Below are 12,585 nucleotides of genomic sequence, written 5' to 3' on the forward strand. Positions count from 1 at the left end.
TCGCTATCACTGGGGTCTCGGGGACGGAGCACGGCATGCGGGTGCGGAGCTTGATCACGCTATTGTCCATCGCCATGGTGACGGCAGGAGCGACGCAGGTCGCCGACGCGGCGCCGGCGCACCCGGCGAACGACGAGGCGATCAACTACCACGAGTGGTCCGGCGGGACGTTCTACGCGGGCCGGCTCGACGGGCTGGCGCTGGGCCGCGACGGGCTGCGCATCACGCGGCCCGCGGGCACCGTCGAGCACACCGAGCGGGGGCTGGGCACGTCGAGGACCTACGAGTACGGCTCGTGGACGTCGCCGGTGTTCCGGCAGGGGTTCGACGCGACGCAGCTCATCGCGTCGTGGAACGCGCAGACGCCGGCGAAGACGTGGCTGGAGGTCGAGGCGAAGGGCCGCACGTCGGCCGGCGTCGAGACGACCTGGTACGTGATGGGCCGCTGGGCCAGCGGCGACACCGACATCCAGCGCACGAGCGTCGACGGTCAGAGCGACGACAACGCGTCGGTGGACGTCGACACGCTGGCCACGAAGACCGGCGTCACGCTGCGTTCGTACCAGCTGCGTGTGAGCCTCTACCGCGAGGCGGGCACGCGGGTGACGCCGACGGTGTCCACGCTGGGCGCCGTGACCTCGAACGTCCCGGACCGCTTCGACGTGGCGGCCACCAAGCCGGGCCGCGCGCGGGGCATCGAGCTGAAGGTGCCGGCGTACGCGCAGAACATCCACAAAGGACAGTTCCCGCAGTACGGCGGCGGCGGTGAGGCCTGGTGCAGCCCGACGTCCACCGAGATGGTCGCCGAGTACTGGGGCAAGAAGCCGACCGCGCAGCAGATGAGCTGGATCCCTTCGGACTACCTCGACCCGTCCGTCGTCTACGCCGCGCGCAACACCTACGACTACGCCTACGACGGCACCGGCAACTGGCCGTTCAACACCGCGTACGCCGCTTCGCTCGGCCTGCGCGGCCACATCACGCGCCTGCACGACCTCAACGAGCTCGAGGACTACATCGCCCGCGGCATCCCCGTGATCACGTCGCAGTCGTTCCTCTCCGACGAGCTCGACGGTGCCGGCTACGGCACGTCCGGCCACATCATGGTCGTCGTCGGCTTCACCCAGGCCGGCGACGTGATCGTCAACGACCCGGCCTCCAGCACCGACGCACGCGTCCGCAACGTGTACAAGCGCGACCAGTTCGAGAAGATCTGGCAGCGCACGAAGCGCTACACGGCCGACGGCAGCGTGGCGAGCGGGCCGGGCGGAGTGGTGTACATCGTGACGCCGGCCTGAACGGGCTTTCCAGGAGTGGAAACCGACGCATCGTGGTATGGCCACGCGTGCATGTTCCGTGATTAGCTGCCCCGGCAAAGCAAGGGTGCCGGAAAGGGTGAGCGCATGCCGTACGAGGTCCAGGGAGTCGTGTCCCGCGCGAAGGGCGAGCCGGTGGCGCTCGAGACCGTGGTGGTGCCGGACCCGGGTCCGGGCGAGGCGGTCGTATCGGTGCAGGCCTGCGGGGTCTGCCACACCGACCTGCACTACCGCGAGGGCGGGATCAACGACGACTTCCCGTTCCTGCTCGGCCACGAGGCCGCGGGTCGGGTCGACAAGGTCGGCGCCGGGGTCACGGACATCGCGCCGGGCGACTACGTGATCCTCAACTGGCGCGCCGTCTGCGGCACCTGCCGGGCGTGCAAGCGCGGCAAGCCGTGGTACTGCTTCTCCACGTTCAACGCCGAGCAGCCGATGACGCTCACCGACGGCACGAAGCTGTCGCCCGCGCTGGGCATCGGGGCGTTCCTCGAGAAGACGCTCGTCCACAGTGGACAGTGCACGAAGGTGGACGAGCGGGCGGAACCCGCCGTGGCGGGCCTGCTCGGCTGCGGTGTGATGGCGGGCCTCGGCGCGGCCATCAACACCGGCGCCGTGACGCGCGGTGACTCCGTGGCCGTGATCGGCTGCGGCGGCGTGGGCGACGCGGCCATCGCCGGCGCCAACCTCGCGGGCGCGACCACGATCATCGCCATCGACACCGACGACCGGAAGCTCGAGTGGGCCAAGGGCTTCGGCGCCACGCACACCGTGAACAGCAAGGGCCTCAGCCAGGACGAGGTGGTGGCGGCCATGCAGGACGCCACGCGCTCGTTCGGCCCCGACGTGGTCATCGACGCCGTCGGCCGGCCCGAGACGTGGAAGCAGGCCTTCTACGGCCGCGACCTCGCGGGCACCGTCGTGCTGGTCGGCGTGCCGACGCCGGACATGCGCCTGAACGACCTGCCCCTCATCGACTTCTTCGGCCGTGGCGGCTCGCTAAAGTCGTCCTGGTACGGCGACTGCCTGCCCTCGCGCGACTTCCCCATGCTCGTGGACCTGTACCTGCAGGGCCGCCTGCCGCTGGACAAGTTCGTGACCGAGCGCATCGGCGTCGGCGACGTGGAGCGGGCGTTCGAGCGCATGCACCACGGCGACGTCCTGCGCAGCGTGGTGGAGTTCTGAGGCTTTTCACCGACGCCGACTACCCGGCCGTCCCCTACCCCGGGGCACGGCCGGGTACGTCGTTCGTCCACCTCGACGGCGTCGGGTGGTCGCTGGACACCGCGCCGGCCGGCTGGCGCGACCGGCTGCCCGTGCTGGCGTACGGGTCCAACGCTTGCCCGTCGAAGATCACGTGGCTGCGTGACGAGCTCGGCCTGACCGGTCCCGTCGTGGCGGCTCGCGTGCGCTGCACCGGCCTGGCCGCGGTGTGGGCCTCGGGCCTGCGCAAGGTCGACGACCAGCGCCCCGCCACCCTCACCGCACTGCCCGACGTCGAACACCACTTCCTGTGGTTCGTCACGCCCGAGCAGCGCGCGGTCCTCGACGTCTGCGAAGGCCGCGGCACCCGCTACCACCTCGCCCAGCTGGACGGCTACTCCGTCGAGACCTCCGATGGCACGCGTGTCGAGGGTGTCCACGCCTACGTCGGCGCCTCCGCCGTCCGCTACCCACTCCTCGTCGACGGCCACCCGGTCCGCGTCGCCGACGTCGCCCAGTCCGAAGCCGCCCTCCTCCTCGGCGACCCGGCGGGTGAGCACGGCCTGAAGTGCACGATTGTGGAGCCGGAGCAGATCTTCACCTGACGCGCGGGTCGGGAATCGCCCGGATGGCGAGGAACCCGGTCGGCTCGCAGGAAAGCCGCTCGTACCGCACGGGATCCACCTCGGCCCCGGCGACCTGCGGCCGAGGCTCGACCAGCCGCTCGATCAGGAACCCCGCCTCCCGCAGCTCGGCGCACGTGTCCTGAAGCGGCGAGAGCCAGAACCGCACGTGCCAGCCGTTGACCCACGTCTCCTCCACCACGCGCGGCTCGAAGTAGTTGCCACCGTGGCGAAGCCAGTCGGCCGTCGGGTGTATCCGCGAGAGCACCAGCGCACCACCGGGCCGCAGCACGCGGTGCAGCTCACGCAACATCGCGACCCGGTCGTCCACGTACTCGAAAACCAGCGCCAGCAAAACGAGATCCACCGACGCGTCGGCCAGCCAGCCGAGTGGCGCGCCGAGGTCGTGCACGCGGAACGCCGCGCCCGGCACCCGCGCCCGGCTCAGCTCCACCATGCGCGGGCTCAGGTCGAACCCGGTCACGCGCGCGCCCCGAGCCACCAGCTCTTCCGCGTACAGCCCGGGGCCGCAGGCGGCGTCGAGCACGTCGCGGCCTGCGACGTCACCGAGCAGCTCCAGGCAGGCGGGGCGGTCGACGTGCGCGTTGTAGAACCCGTCACGGGCGTGGTCGAGGAACTCGTCGGCGAACTGTTCGTACTGCGGGAACGATCCGATCATGCCGGTCAGTCTTCCGGCCGCGCCCGAATCAGCCGAGCAGTTTTCCCGGGTTCAGGATCCCGGTCGGGTCGACCGCGGACTTCGCGGCGCGCAGCACGGACAACCCCAGCGAGCCGATCTCCGGCTCCAAGTAAGGCGCGTGGTCGGCGCCCACGGCGTGGTGGTGGGTGATCGTGCCGAGGCCGACGATCGCCTCCGAGGCGGCGTGCTTGGCGCGCTGCCATTGGCCGACGGGGTCGGCGTGGTCGCGGGAGGTGAGGACCGTGAAGTACAGCGAAGCGCCCGTCTCGTAGACGTGCGAAACGTGGCACATCACGATCGCGCGGCCGAGCGAAGCCACGAGGGCCGCCCGGACGGCGTCGTGCAGGTCGTCCAGCCGAGACCAGTACGCGGCGGTCTCCAGGGTCTCGACGCACACCCCGAGGTCCATCAGCGCGTCGCGCTGGCGCGGGCCCGAGAACCGGCCATGCCGCCACGACTCGCCGAGCGCGGTGCCGATGCGCAGGGCGCCCGCGCGACGCAGGAACCGCGTCGTGCGGTGGCGGCGGGCTTGCACGTCCCTTTCCCAGCCGACGATCAGCAGACACGGGTGCTTCACACCCCGCGCGGTGAGGTACGCCCGCAGCGCGGACGTCTTCAGGCCGGCGTTCAGCGCGAACGACACCGCCGTCTCGTCCACATCGGACAGTCGCGTGACGTCGGCCGTCGCGTGGTTCTGGGCGAGGGTGCGCATGGCCTCAGAACCAAGATCCCAGCCGTCGATCACCCAGCCTTCGTACCGGCGCGCGACAGGCACCGGCCGCACCCGCAGAGCAACCTCCGTGATCACGCCCAGCGTGCCTTCGCTGCCCACCGCGAGCTGCCGCAGATCCGGCCCCGCCGCCGACGCGGGCGCGACCCCGAGCCGCCATTCGCCCTGGGGCGTCGCCACGCGCACGCCCGCCACCATGTCCTCGAAGCGGCCGTAACCCGCCGACGCCTGCCCGGCCGAGCGCGTGGCCGCGAACCCGCCGATGGTCGCTCGCTCGAACGACTGCGGCACGTGGCCGAGGGTAAACCCGTGCTCACCCAGCAGCCGCTCGGCCTCGGGCCCGCGCACGCCGGCCTGCAGCACGGCCAGGTGCGACTGCTCGTCCACCGACACCAGCGCGTCGAGCCGCACCAGGTCGAGCGCGATCACGGCTTCCTTGTCGCCGCGCAGCGCCGCGACGCCGCCGACCACCGACGTGCCGCCGCCGAACGGCACGACCCCCACGTCGTGGCGCACGCAGACCTCGAGCACGGCCTGCACCTGCTCGGGCGAAGCGGGCAGCACCACCGCGTCGGGCGCCGGCACCGAGTCGCCGAGCCGGCGGTGCAGCAGGTCCAGATAGGACAGACCGCCCGCGCGCTCGAGGCGCGAGTCGGCGTCGACCAGCACGTTCTCCTCGCCGACCACGGCCGAAAGGTCCTCGCGAGCCTGGCCGGGAAGGGCAGAACCGGTCAGGTTCGGGACGGAATCCGGCTTACGCCCTCGATCAGCACCCACCGGGCCGATACGCTGGCCGAGCCACCGGACCGCCCGATCGGGCAGCGAGGCGGTGCCAGCGCCGTCGCCGGTCCACGACTGCCGGATACGGTGGTTTATGAGATCACTCACGACTACAGTGTGACATATGGACGTCAAACGTCACTCCCCACCGGGAGAGACTCCCTCGGCCCTCGCGGGGGCCCGCAGCCGCCAGACCTCAGCGCGCGTTGCCGACGACGTGCTGCTCGACGCCGCGCGCGAGTGCGTGCTCGCGGTCGGTGTCCGGCGCACCACGCTCGCCGAGATCGCGCGCACCGCGCGCGTGAGCCGCATGACCGTGTATCGCCGGTTCCCTGACGTACGCAGTGTGCTCGCCGCGCTGATGACGCGCGAGTTCAGCGGCCTGCTCCAACACGCCAGCCACGCGGGCGACGACGCGGCCAACACCCGCGAGCGCCTCGTGCTCATCGCGGCGGCCGGCGTCAGCGCACTCGCGGCCGACCCGCTGTTCCGCACGCTGCTCGACGTCGACCCGGAGCTCGTGCTGCCCTACATCGTGGAGCGGCTCGGGGCCACGCAGATCTTCGCCGAACAGGTGCTGCGCCAGCTGCTCGAGGCCGGGCACCGCGACGGTTCCGTGCGCCAGGCCGAGGTCACCGCGCAGGCGCGCTCGATCCTGCTGGTCGTGCAGTCGTTCGCGTTCTCACTGCGGCCCGCCACCGCGGACCTCGACGAGCAGGCGTTGCTCGACGAGTTCCGGTACCTCGTCGACGCGGCCCTCAAGCCATGAGCACCGCCGACGTTCTCCTCCCCGCGGAGGCGGCATGAGCACCGCCGACGCACTCCTCCCCGCGGAGGCGGCATGAGCACCGGCTCGCTGAACGCACGCCGGCGCGAGCGTGAGCTGGACCGGCTCACGAACGGTGAGCGAGTCGATGTCATAGTGGTCGGCGGCGGCGTCACCGGCGCCGGCATCGCGCTCGACGCGGCGGCCCGCGGATTGTCGGTCGCGCTGGTCGAGGCCCACGACCTGGCATTCGGCACGTCACGCTGGTCGAGCAAGCTCGTGCACGGCGGCCTGCGCTACCTCGCGAAGGGCGAGTTCGGCCTCGCGCACGAAAGCGCTGTCGAGCGCGGGATCCTGATGACGCGCACGGCGCCACACCTCACGCGCGCGATGCCGCAGCTGTTCCCCTTGTACCCCAGTACTTCCCGCGCGCAGCAGGCCGTGATCGCCACCGGCCTGCGCGCGGGTGACGCGCTGCGCCGGACCGCGCGCACGCCATCGTCGGTGCTGCCGAGGCCCCGGCAGATCCCGGTGGCCGAGGCCGTGGCGCTGGCTCCGGGCCTCGCGCCCGCCGGTCTGCGCGGCGCGCTGCTCGCCTACGACGGCGCCCTCGTCGACGACGCGCGCCTGGTCGTGAACCTCGCCCGCACGGCCGCGATGCTGGGCGCGCGGATCCTCACGCACCTGGAAGCCGTGTCGCTTTCGGGCACCGGCGTGCGCGTGCGTGAAGGCTCGGCCGAGTACGAACTCCACGCACGCCAGGTCGTCAACGCGACCGGTGTCTGGGCAGGCACGCTCACCGACGCCGTGCGGCTGCGGCCGTCGCGCGGTTCGCACCTGGTCCTCTCGCCGGGCGCCGCCGCGGTGGGCGGGACGTCGGTGAACGTCGCCGTGCCCGGGGAGAGCAACCGGTTCGTCTTCCTGCTCCCGCAGGTCGACGGCCGCGTCTACTTGGGACTCACCGACGAGCCCATCGAGGGTGAGATCCCGCCGGTTCCCGAAGTGCCGGAGTCCGATGTGGACTTCCTGCTGTCCGTGGCGTCCTCCGTGCTCGCCCGGCCGCTGTCCCGCGCCGATGTGATCGGCTCCTACGCCGGCCTGCGCCCCCTGGTCGCCGGCTCCGCCGGCAGCAGCGCCGATCTTTCGCGCAAACACGCCGTGGTCACCGGCACCGACGGCGTACTCACCGTGGTCGGCGGCAAGCTCACCACCTACCGCCGCATGGCCGAGGACGCCGTCGACGCCGCGCTGGTGCACTCGGGCCTGCACGCCGGCCCGTCGCGCACCTCGCGGTTGCCGTTGCTGGGCGCCGCCCCACGCGCCCGGCTGTCCCTTGTGGACGCTCCGGCCCGCCTGGTCGCAAAGTACGGCACGGAAGCTCCCCGCGTCGCCGCCCTCGGCGAGGTCGACCGGACGTTCGCCGCCCCGCTGTTCGACGGCACGCAGATCACCGCGGCCGAGGTCGTCTGGGCCGTCCGCCACGAGGGCGCGCTGGACGTCGAAGACGTACTCGAACGCCGCACCCGCCTGTCGCTCGTCCCCGCCGAAGCCGACGCCGCGCGCGCCCGCGTGGCGGAGCTCGTGGAGAAGGCCCTGGCCGGACTGTCCTGAACACCGGGAGAGGACCCGCGCCGTTCGCTAGAGTTGGCGACGCGCGGCTCACCACTGTCCACACAGGTGTTCGGAGAGGGGGCGGTTTTGCCCGGAGGAGCACTCGAGATCGACGCGATCTCCAAGCGCTACGGCCGCAAGCTCGCCCTCGACGGCGTGACGTTCGATGTGCGGCCGGGTGAGCTGTTCGGCTTCGTCGGCAGCAACGGCGCCGGCAAGACCACCACCATGCGCATCGCGCTCGGCGTGCTCGCCGCCGACTCCGGGGAGGTCCGGTTCGCGGGCGAGCCGGTGACGCACGAAACCCGCACGCGCTTCGGGTACATGCCCGAGGAGCGCGGTTTGTACCCGAAGATGAAGGTGCTCGACCAGCTCGTTTTCCTCGCGGAGCTCCACGGCCTGAGCACCAACGACGCCCACCGCGCCACCGAGCTGTGGCTCGCGCGGCTCGGGCTGGGCGAGCGCCGCAAGGACGAGGTGCAGAAGCTCAGCCTCGGCAACCAGCAGCGCGTGCAGCTCGCGGCCGCGCTCGTGCACGACCCCGACGTGCTGGTGCTCGACGAGCCGTTCTCCGGCCTCGACCCGATCGCCGTCGACGTGATGAGCGTGGTGCTGCGGGAGAAGGCGGCCACCGGCGTGCCCGTGGTGTTCTCCAGCCACCAGCTCGACCTGGTCGAGCGCCTGTGCGACCGCGTCGGGATCATCCGCGACGGGCGCATGGTCGCCGTCGGCACGGTCGAGGACCTCACGCGCGGCGCCGGCAGCCGGCTCGTGGTCACGGCGCCGGGCGCGCGGCCCGGCTGGGCGTCGACCGTGCCCGGCGCGCGCGTGGTCGAGTCTTCCGGCGCGACGACGGTGCTGGAGCTGGCATCGAGCGCCGACGACCAGGCCGTGCTCGCCGCCGCGCTGGCCACCGGGCCGGTCACGGAGTTCAGCCGGCAGCGGCGATCGCTGACCGAGCTGTTCCGCGACGCCGTCGCCCAGGGAGGCCCGGCGTGAGCCGCATCAGCGCCGTGCGGGCCGTGCGGCTCGTGGCGAAACGCGAGGTGAACACGCGGCTGCGCACGCGAGCGTTCGTGGTCAGCACGGCGGTGTTGTTGCTGCTGCTTGTCGGATATGTTGCGCTGCAGGCGTTTCTCCTCGGGTCCGCCACCACGACCAAGGTCGCGCTGACCGGTCAGGCACAAGGGATCGCGCAGCAGCTACAGCTGGCCGGGAAGGCCGGCGGGGAGACGATCGACGTGGTCACCGTCGCGTCCGAACAGGACGGTCTTGCGCAGGTACGCAGCGGCGACGTCGACGCGCTCGTGTCCGGCAGCGCCTCGCGGCTGCGGGTCACCGTTAAGTCTACTGTGAACCCGACGCTGCAGCACACCCTCGACGGGATCGTTCAGCAGCAGGTGCTCGACGCACAGCTCTCGGCCGCACACCTCGACCCGGTCGCCGTGCACCAGGCGGTGTCCGCGGCCCACGTCGACGTGCTGCCGCTGGAGCAACGCGATCCGCGGGCCGGGCAGAAGCTCGTGGTCGGCGTGGTGGTGGCGGTGTTGCTGTACCTGAGCATCATCACGTACGGGATGCTCGTGGCTCAGGGCGTGGTCGAGGAGAAGTCGAGCCGGGTCGTGGAGATCCTGCTGGCGGCCGTGCGGCCGTGGCACCTGTTGCTGGGCAAGGTGATCGGGCTCGGGCTGGTCGGGCTGGCGCAGCTCGGGATCCTCGCCGTGGTCGGGCTCCTCGCGGCGCTGGGCACCGGTGTACTGGGGTCGATCTCGGGCATCGCCGTCGGCGCCGTGGTGTGGGGCGTCGTGTGGTACCTGCTCGGTTTCCTGCTCTACGCCATGATTTACGGCGCGGCGGGCTCGCTCGTCTCGCGCCAGGAAGACACGCAGACGGTGGTGGCGCCGGTGAACATCGCGCTGGTCATCGGGTTCGTAGCGGGCATCAACCTCCTCACGCAGTCACCCGACGGCGCGGCGACGAAGATCCTCTCGCTCATCCCGCTGCTGTCGCCGATCCTGATGCCGGCGCGCATTGCCACGGGTTCGGCCGAGCTGTGGGAGATCGTGCTGTCACTGGTGTTGACGGCGGCGCTGATCGCCCTCGTGACGTGGGTCGGGGCGCGGATCTACCGCAACGGCGTGCTGCGCGTGGGCAGCCGGCTGAAGCTGCTCGAGGCCCTGCGCGGCTGACAGTGCACGAATGACCCCGCCCGGCTGACCCTTAGGTAGCCGAGCCCGGGTTTCTCCCCGATGGCAGGTCGTTCGCGAGTCGAAAGACTCGCTGTCATGAAGAGAAACCCGCTGATCCGCATCGCCGCGGCCGCGAGCGCCGCCCTCCTGCTCACCGCCGCCGTGACCCCGGCCGCGCTCGCCGAGCCCGCCGCGCCGGGACATTCAGCGCCGTCGCGGTCCACGCTGCCGCCGATGAACCCGGCCTCGCTGGCGGGTGCCATCGCCGGCCTGCCCAACGCCCAGGCCACCGGCGCGCTCGTGCAGGTCCGCGGCTCGGCCGGCGCGTGGAGCGGCGTCTCCGGGACAGCCGACCTGAGCACCGGGGCACCCGTCCCGGCGAACGCGCACTTCCGCATCGGCAGCATCACCAAGACGTTCACTGCTGTCGTCGTACTGCAGCTCGCCGCCGAGCACCGCCTCGACCTCGACGCGCCCGTTCAGCGCTACCTACCGGGCCTGCTGCCGGCGAACTACCCGCGGATCACCGTCGCGCAGCTGCTCAACCACACCAGCGGCCTGCCCGGCGTCGACCTGCCCGAGGATCCACAGTGGATCGTCGACCACCGCTACACCGTCTTCACGCCGCAGCAGGTGCTGGCCACGGCGTTCCAGCACGACCTGGTCTTCGCGCCCGGCACGAGCCAGCAGTACACGAACACCAACTACCTCGTCGCCGGGCTGCTCGTCGAGAAGCTCACGCACCACTCCTACGGCGACGAGGTGCGCGACCGCATCCTGCGCCCGCTCGGCCTGCGCGACACCTCCGTGCCCGGCAACGACCCGAACCTGCCCGCGCCGTACGCCCACGGCTACCAGCTCGTGAACGGGCAGCTCGTGGACCTGACCCGCATGAACCAGTCCATCCCCTGGGCCGCGGGCGAGATGATCTCCACCACCGCCGACCTCGACAAGTTCCTGATCGCCCTCTTCCAGGGCCGGCTGGTGCCGAAACCCGTGCTGCAGCGCATGTTCACCGTGCCGGCCGTGACCACCTTCGGCACCGACGACCCCGCGATCTACAGCCAGGGCCTCATGACCGAGACCGTCAACGGCGTCACCGTCTGGGGCAAGACCGGCAGCCGCTACGGCTACACCAACGGCATCTGGGCCACCCGCGATCTGCAACGCAGGGTCGTCTACTCGATCAACACGACCGACAAGGACTTCGACGGCCAGCCGGAGATCGTGCAGAAGCTCGCGCTCGCGATCGCCGGTCTCTGACGCCGGGTGGACGGCCCGGTCCAGGGGTCCGGACCGTCCACTCAGGACCTCAGCACCTCAAGAGCCCGTGATCGCGCCATACCGCTGCAATGCCACCTGCCGCTCATGCGCGTGATCCACCAACGGCTCCGGATAGCCCGACGGCCGATCCTTCAGCTTGTGCACCGCTTTCCCCGCCACCCCACGCAGCTCCGGCACATAACGCCGCACATAGTCCCCGTCGGGATCGAACTTCTCCCCCTGCGTGGTCGGGTTGAAGACGCGGAAGTAGGGCGCCGCGTCGGTACCCGAGCCTGCGACCCACTGCCAGTTCAGCTGGTTGGACGCGAGATCACCGTCCACCAGATGACGAATGAAGTGCCGCGCGCCCCACCACCAAGGCAAGTGCAGGTCCTTCACGAGGAAGCTCGCGACGACCATCCGGACCCGGTTGTGCATCCAGCCCTCGGCCAGCAGCTGGCGCATGCCGGCGTCGACGATCGGGTAGCCGGTGCGGCCGGCGCACCACGCGTCGAACGCGTCCGAATCGGAGTCGTGGTCCATGCGGTCGAAGCGAGAGTCGTAGTTTTCACGGGCGGTTTCGGGGCGGTGCCACAGAACATCCGCGTGGAACTCGCGCCAGCACAGCTCCGAGCGCAGCGCCTGGGCGCCGTCGCTGGAATCACCCGACAAGTCGGCGAGCATCGTGCGCGGGTGGATGGCGCCCCAGCGCAGGTAGGGCGACATCCGCGTGGTGCCCGGACGGTCGGGGCGGTCGCGGTCGGTGGCATAGGAACGCACGCCCGAGTCCAGGAAATCGTGCCAAACCGAGAGTGCCGCCGGTTCGCCGGGCGCAGGCAACGCCATCTCCCCGAGGTCCGGAAGTGCGGGGAGCTTCCGCGACGCAGCAGGCGTCACCCAGTCCACAAGGGACGCACCCGTATCCGCCGACCGCCGCCAGCCGTGCCGTGTCCACGCGCGGTGGAACGGCGTGAACACCCGGTACGGATCACCGTCCGGTTTGGTCACCCGCCCCGGCGCCACCGCGTAGGGCGACCCGGTGACCACCCACGAAATGTCGTGCTCCGCCAAGGCTTCCGCCACGGCGGCGTCACGGCGCCGGCCATAAGGACCGGCATCGGAGCTGACGTGCACCGCCGAAGCGCCCACCGACCGCGCCACCCGCACGACTTCCCGCACCGGATCGCCGTGGACCACCATCAGCCGGCCGTCCAGCGCGGCGTCCAGCGATTCCAGACACCCCAACAGAAACGCCCGTCTCGGCGCGCCCGATGGCTTCAGCAGCTTCTCGTCCAGCACGTACAACGCCAGCACCGGCTCGCCGGCCTCCGCGGCCGCCAGCAGCGCCGCGTGGTCGCCGAGCCGCAGGTCTCGCCGGAACCACAGCAGGCTCGTCATACCCGC

Annotated in this window: 11 protein-coding genes; 8 read left to right on the forward strand and 3 right to left on the reverse strand. The window is 71.3% G+C overall.

Annotated features, from left to right (window positions below):
• Nucleotides 1-35: 35 nt before the first annotated feature.
• The 3 genes from AB0H62_RS27000 (at nucleotide 36) to AB0H62_RS27010 (ending at nucleotide 3,124) form a co-directional block, all read left to right on the forward strand.
• The gene (locus AB0H62_RS27000; protein WP_360588947.1) at nucleotides 36-1,298 is read left to right on the forward strand and encodes a peptidase C39 family protein; all 1,263 of its coding nucleotides are present in this window, start codon (nucleotides 36-38) and stop codon (nucleotides 1,296-1,298) included.
• A 105-nt stretch (nucleotides 1,299-1,403) separates the two neighbouring features.
• Nucleotides 1,404-2,501 (forward strand): S-(hydroxymethyl)mycothiol dehydrogenase, encoded by a 1,098-nt coding sequence (locus AB0H62_RS27005; protein ID WP_220244550.1) that lies wholly within the window; start codon nucleotides 1,404-1,406, stop codon nucleotides 2,499-2,501.
• Between the two features lie 92 nt (nucleotides 2,502-2,593).
• Entirely contained in the window at nucleotides 2,594-3,124 is a 531-nt protein-coding gene (locus tag AB0H62_RS27010) for a gamma-glutamylcyclotransferase (RefSeq protein WP_220247176.1), read from the forward strand.
• On the opposite strand, the gene AB0H62_RS27015 is transcribed toward AB0H62_RS27010, so the two are convergent.
• On the reverse strand, nucleotides 3,117-3,821 hold the full coding sequence (locus AB0H62_RS27015; protein ID WP_360588950.1) for a class I SAM-dependent methyltransferase: 705 nt from the start codon (nucleotides 3,819-3,821) through the stop codon (nucleotides 3,117-3,119). The genes AB0H62_RS27010 and AB0H62_RS27015 overlap by 8 nt on opposite strands.
• Nucleotides 3,822-3,849: 28 nt before the next feature.
• Nucleotides 3,850-5,460 carry an FAD-binding oxidoreductase gene (locus tag AB0H62_RS27020; protein WP_360588952.1) on the reverse strand — a complete coding sequence of 537 codons (1,611 nt, stop codon included), beginning with the start codon at nucleotides 5,458-5,460 and terminating at the stop codon, nucleotides 3,850-3,852.
• A gap of 16 nt (nucleotides 5,461-5,476) precedes the next feature.
• Here AB0H62_RS27020 and AB0H62_RS27025 point away from each other — a divergent pair, with 16 nt between their 5' ends.
• From AB0H62_RS27025 to AB0H62_RS27045, 5 genes are all read left to right on the forward strand, one after another.
• Nucleotides 5,477-6,121: a TetR/AcrR family transcriptional regulator gene (locus tag AB0H62_RS27025; protein ID WP_220244553.1), complete on the forward strand. Its 645-nt coding sequence runs from the start codon at nucleotides 5,477-5,479 to the stop codon at nucleotides 6,119-6,121.
• Nucleotides 6,122-6,193: 72 nt separating this feature from the next.
• The gene (locus AB0H62_RS27030; protein WP_360588954.1) at nucleotides 6,194-7,729 is read left to right on the forward strand and encodes a glycerol-3-phosphate dehydrogenase/oxidase; all 1,536 of its coding nucleotides are present in this window, start codon (nucleotides 6,194-6,196) and stop codon (nucleotides 7,727-7,729) included.
• Between the two features lie 87 nt (nucleotides 7,730-7,816).
• Nucleotides 7,817-8,728 (forward strand): ATP-binding cassette domain-containing protein, encoded by a 912-nt coding sequence (locus AB0H62_RS27035; protein ID WP_220244556.1) that lies wholly within the window; start codon nucleotides 7,817-7,819, stop codon nucleotides 8,726-8,728.
• Nucleotides 8,725-9,918 carry an ABC transporter permease gene (locus AB0H62_RS27040; RefSeq protein ID WP_220244558.1) on the forward strand — a complete coding sequence of 398 codons (1,194 nt, stop codon included), beginning with the start codon at nucleotides 8,725-8,727 and terminating at the stop codon, nucleotides 9,916-9,918. Before AB0H62_RS27035 ends, AB0H62_RS27040 begins: the two co-directional genes overlap by 4 nt.
• Before the next feature lie 96 nt (nucleotides 9,919-10,014).
• On the forward strand, nucleotides 10,015-11,181 hold the full coding sequence (locus AB0H62_RS27045) for a serine hydrolase domain-containing protein (RefSeq protein WP_360588957.1): 1,167 nt from the start codon (nucleotides 10,015-10,017) through the stop codon (nucleotides 11,179-11,181).
• 57 nt (nucleotides 11,182-11,238) lie between these two features.
• On the opposite strand, the gene AB0H62_RS27050 is transcribed toward AB0H62_RS27045, so the two are convergent.
• Entirely contained in the window at nucleotides 11,239-12,579 is a 1,341-nt protein-coding gene (locus AB0H62_RS27050; protein ID WP_360588959.1) for a deoxyribodipyrimidine photo-lyase, read from the reverse strand.
• Nucleotides 12,580-12,585: the final 6 nt, after the last annotated feature.

Origin of the sequence: Amycolatopsis sp. NPDC050768, from assembly GCF_040654155.1 — a bacterium.
In the GTDB taxonomy this organism is placed as follows: Bacteria; Actinomycetota; Actinomycetes; order Mycobacteriales; family Pseudonocardiaceae; genus Amycolatopsis.

Excerpts from the sequence above, each read along its gene's own strand:
- AB0H62_RS27000 (WP_360588947.1), top strand. The coding sequence starts at position 36 with ATGCGGGTGCGGAGCTTGATCACGCTATTGTCCATCGCCATGGTGACG.
- AB0H62_RS27005 (WP_220244550.1), top strand. The coding sequence starts at position 1,404 with ATGCCGTACGAGGTCCAGGGAGTCGTGTCCCGCGCGAAGGGCGAGCCG.
- AB0H62_RS27015 (WP_360588950.1), bottom strand. The coding sequence starts at position 3,821 with ATGATCGGATCGTTCCCGCAGTACGAACAGTTCGCCGACGAGTTCCTC.
- AB0H62_RS27025 (WP_220244553.1), top strand. The coding sequence starts at position 5,477 with ATGGACGTCAAACGTCACTCCCCACCGGGAGAGACTCCCTCGGCCCTC.
- AB0H62_RS27030 (WP_360588954.1), top strand. The coding sequence starts at position 6,194 with ATGAGCACCGGCTCGCTGAACGCACGCCGGCGCGAGCGTGAGCTGGAC.
- AB0H62_RS27045 (WP_360588957.1), top strand. The coding sequence starts at position 10,015 with ATGAAGAGAAACCCGCTGATCCGCATCGCCGCGGCCGCGAGCGCCGCC.
- AB0H62_RS27050 (WP_360588959.1), bottom strand. The coding sequence starts at position 12,579 with ATGACGAGCCTGCTGTGGTTCCGGCGAGACCTGCGGCTCGGCGACCAC.